We start from the raw sequence: 3,095 nt of genomic DNA, 5'->3' as shown, positions 1-3,095 counted from the left end.
GCGGCTCGATCGTGTCGACGCTACCCACCCTGATGCCCAGCACCAGTACTTCGTCCCCTTCGTAGAGACCGTTGGCGGTGGTGAAGTACGCGGTGACAGAGGTACGCGTCACCTCCGTGAAGACACGCCAGCCCGTCGTGAGGACCACTGCGGCGGCAGCGACTGCTGCCACGGCGATCACCGCCCAATGTTTCCGGATCTTCGGGATCTGCACGATTCAGCCCCCCGATCCAGGTATACGCGGAAGCGTCGGAAACGGTGCCGGCGGCGCCGATGGCACCGGGGTATTCGGCCCGGGAGCGGTATCGGTGGGCGGAATCGTGCCCGGAGGGCGGTTGTAACCTCCGTCAATCGGGTAGGTGGAGGTTCCGAGGACTCCCGGATCCACCCCGGCCTGCGAGAACGCGGCGTCGATGAATGGCTGGAGGAACTGCCCCGGCAGGAGATTGCCGACATAGGCCTTGAAGAAGGGGCCCGAGCCAACGGACTCGCCGAGGGAGCCCGCGTACTGGCTCAAGGGCAGAAGCGAATTCGCGATGTCAGCCTTCCTGGCGTTCAACAGATCCACCACCGCATTGACCTTCTCCAAGGTCGGGGCCATCTGGGCCTCGTTCTCGGCGACCAGTCCGCTCAGTTGCCGAGAGGCCTCTGTCAGGTTGGCGAGGAGCATGTCGATGGCCTGTCGCCGCTGATCGAGCGCAGTGAACAGCGTGCTGCCGCTCAGGATCAACGTATTGAGCTGAGCACTGCGCTCGGCGAGTACGTTCGTCACCCCCTCGGCGTTACCGAGCAGGCTCTTCAGGAGGTCGTCTCTGGTGCTGATCGAGGAGGAGAACCGCGATACACCGTCCAGGGCACCGAGATCGGGCTCGCTCTTGTCCATCGTCTCGCCGAGTACGTCGAGCGCCTCGCCGAGGCCGTCCGTGTCCAAGCCGCTGATCGTGTTCGTCAATTCCCCCAGGGTGTCGGTGAGAAGGTACGGACTTGTCGTGTTCTGCAACGGGATGATGTCCTCTGCCCCGAGGGGTTCGTCTCCGCGGGGAGTCAGTTCCAGTGTTTTGCTTCCGAGCATGGTGCGGGTCCTGATCGCTGCTTCCGTGTCGTTGCCCAGGGTGACCGATTCTGCGGAGAATCGGATCAGGATCTTGTCGCCGGTCAGTTCGAGATCGGCCACCTTGCCGACCTTCACCCCGGCAACCTCAACGGGCGCACCGGGTTTCAATCCGCCCGCTTCCGCGAAATATGCACGGTACTCGCGGTGGGCCCCCACAATGGGGATCTTGTCGTAATTCTGGGCAGACAGGACAACCGTCAGAGTGAGGATGATTCCTATCAGGCCGACTCGAAAGGTATTCGGCCCCTCGGGCAACCGCTCCTTCACGGTGTGCACCTCCCAGCCCGTTGTCCTACGACAGGGATGTACATCGGATCTCCCCTGTCCCCGTTCACCTTCAACGTGACGTCGCACAAGTAGAAACTGAAGAAATCGCCATACAGGCCTTGTCTGCTCAAGCGCTGATAGTCCGCAGGCAGCTCCGAGAGCAATCGATCGACATACTCTCGATCGTTGTCGACATTTGTCGAGAGACGGCGGAGCTGATCGATGTCGGTGTTGATGCTCGGCCGAGTCGAGTCCAGCAGCGACGCGACCGTGCCGGACGCGTTGTTGTTGTGCGAAAGCGCGTCGGAAACGGGATCTGCCTGTGCTGCAATTCCACTGACGAGACCCTGCAGCTTGTCGATCATCGAGTCGAACTCTCGGTTCTTGTGGTCGACGGTCTGGAGAAGGCCGTTGAGGTTGGTGATGACCGAACCGATCAGTTGATCTCGGTCGGCCAGCGTGCTGGTGAGTTGTGCGGTCTGGCTCAACACGTTGGCAATGGTCCCTCCCTGCCCCTGGAAGACGGCGATCAGTTCGCCGGACAGTTTGTTCACCTGCTCCGGATCCAGAGCTCTTAACAGCGGGCGGAAGCCGCCGAGGAGAGCATCGAGATCGAGTGCGGGAGAAGTATTGCCGATGCCTATCGTGGCGCCCGGCGGTATCGGCGTCAGCGATCCCGGACCCTCTGTCAATTCCATGTACCGGTCGCCGATCAGGTTCTCGTATCGCACCACGGCGCGCGTCCCTTCCGACACCTCCACGTCCTTGTCCAGTGCGAAGGTGACCCGCGCGATCGAACTATTTTCGACGGTGATGGCTTTCACGCGGCCCGCTTCGACTCCCGCGATGCGTACGAACTCACCGGACTTCAGGCCGGAGACGTTGGTGAACAACGCGTGGTATTCGGACTGGCTCTGGAATCGTAGTTTTCCGAAGATCGTGACAAGTGCGAAGAGTACGAGGCACATCGTCACGACGAAGATCGTGAACTTGACGGTCGTCGATGTGGTTTTCATGGTTGTCCGGGGCCTCCGATCGCATTCCCGAACAGATACTCGACCAGTGTGGGGTTGGCCGGGCGTGGGCGGTAGGTCCCCGGTCCTCCCTGCGGTGCCCCGGTATTCATCCTCAGGTGCGGGGCAGGGTATGTATCCCAGCCGATTTCGGGGTAGCAGCCGGGTTTGCCTCGCGATCCGCCGTGTGCCGCGACGACGGGGAGATTCTTCGGGTACGTATACGGGTCGTCGCCGGTAGTCAAACCCGCATCCATATTGAGGGAGTATCCGGTCTTCGCGCCTGCCGGGATCATATCCTCCGCGGCCTTGGCTCCTGCACTCGCGATGCAGGGGAACGACGAACTGTACTCGTCCAGCAACTCGGTGGTGGGGGTGAGCAAGCGAAACGAGTCGACGATCCCGTCCTCGTTGGCCCCCAGGAAATCGCCTGCGGTCGTTCCGAATCCGATGGCCGACACCAGCAATGCCTCGACGCTCTGCTGTTCTTCGACGATGGTCCCGGAGGTTGTGGTCACATTACGCAGGATCGACATCAAGTCTCCGGCCGAATCCCCGAACGTAGTGCTGACGACTGCCGTATCTCGCAGGTCGCTCTGCAACTGCGGCATCACCGGATTCAGTGCGGTCAATGTCCGGTTCGCATCCGCCAGCGTCTCACCGAGCTCGTGCCCACGACCTCGCAGCCCGGTAGCGAGGGC

Annotated in this window: 4 protein-coding genes; all 4 read right to left on the bottom strand. The window is 61.7% G+C overall.

The window, feature by feature from the left end; all coding sequences use genetic code 11:
• The coding region (locus WAW17_RS24175) for an MlaD family protein (protein ID WP_422335426.1) at nucleotides 1-214 on the bottom strand (214 nt) is incomplete at its 3' end.
• A gap of 3 nt (nucleotides 215-217) precedes the next feature.
• The gene (locus WAW17_RS24170) at nucleotides 218-1,381 is read right to left on the bottom strand and encodes an MCE family protein (RefSeq protein WP_422335425.1); all 1,164 of its coding nucleotides are present in this window, start codon (nucleotides 1,379-1,381) and stop codon (nucleotides 218-220) included.
• Complete coding sequence (locus WAW17_RS24165) at nucleotides 1,378-2,397, bottom strand: MCE family protein (protein ID WP_422335424.1); 1,020 nt, start codon at nucleotides 2,395-2,397, stop codon at nucleotides 1,378-1,380. Before WAW17_RS24165 ends, WAW17_RS24170 begins: the two co-directional genes overlap by 4 nt.
• Nucleotides 2,394-3,095: MCE family protein (locus WAW17_RS24160; RefSeq protein ID WP_422335423.1), on the bottom strand; the 702-nt coding region annotated here is incomplete at its 5' end. The genes WAW17_RS24160 and WAW17_RS24165, both read right to left, overlap by 4 nt.

Source organism: Rhodococcus sp. (in: high G+C Gram-positive bacteria) (genome assembly GCF_049286785.1).
In the GTDB taxonomy this organism is placed as follows: Bacteria; Actinomycetota; Actinomycetes; order Mycobacteriales; family Mycobacteriaceae; genus Rhodococcus_F.
Note: the sequence above shows the minus strand (reverse complement) of the source record. Positions and strands in the feature narration are given on the sequence as shown.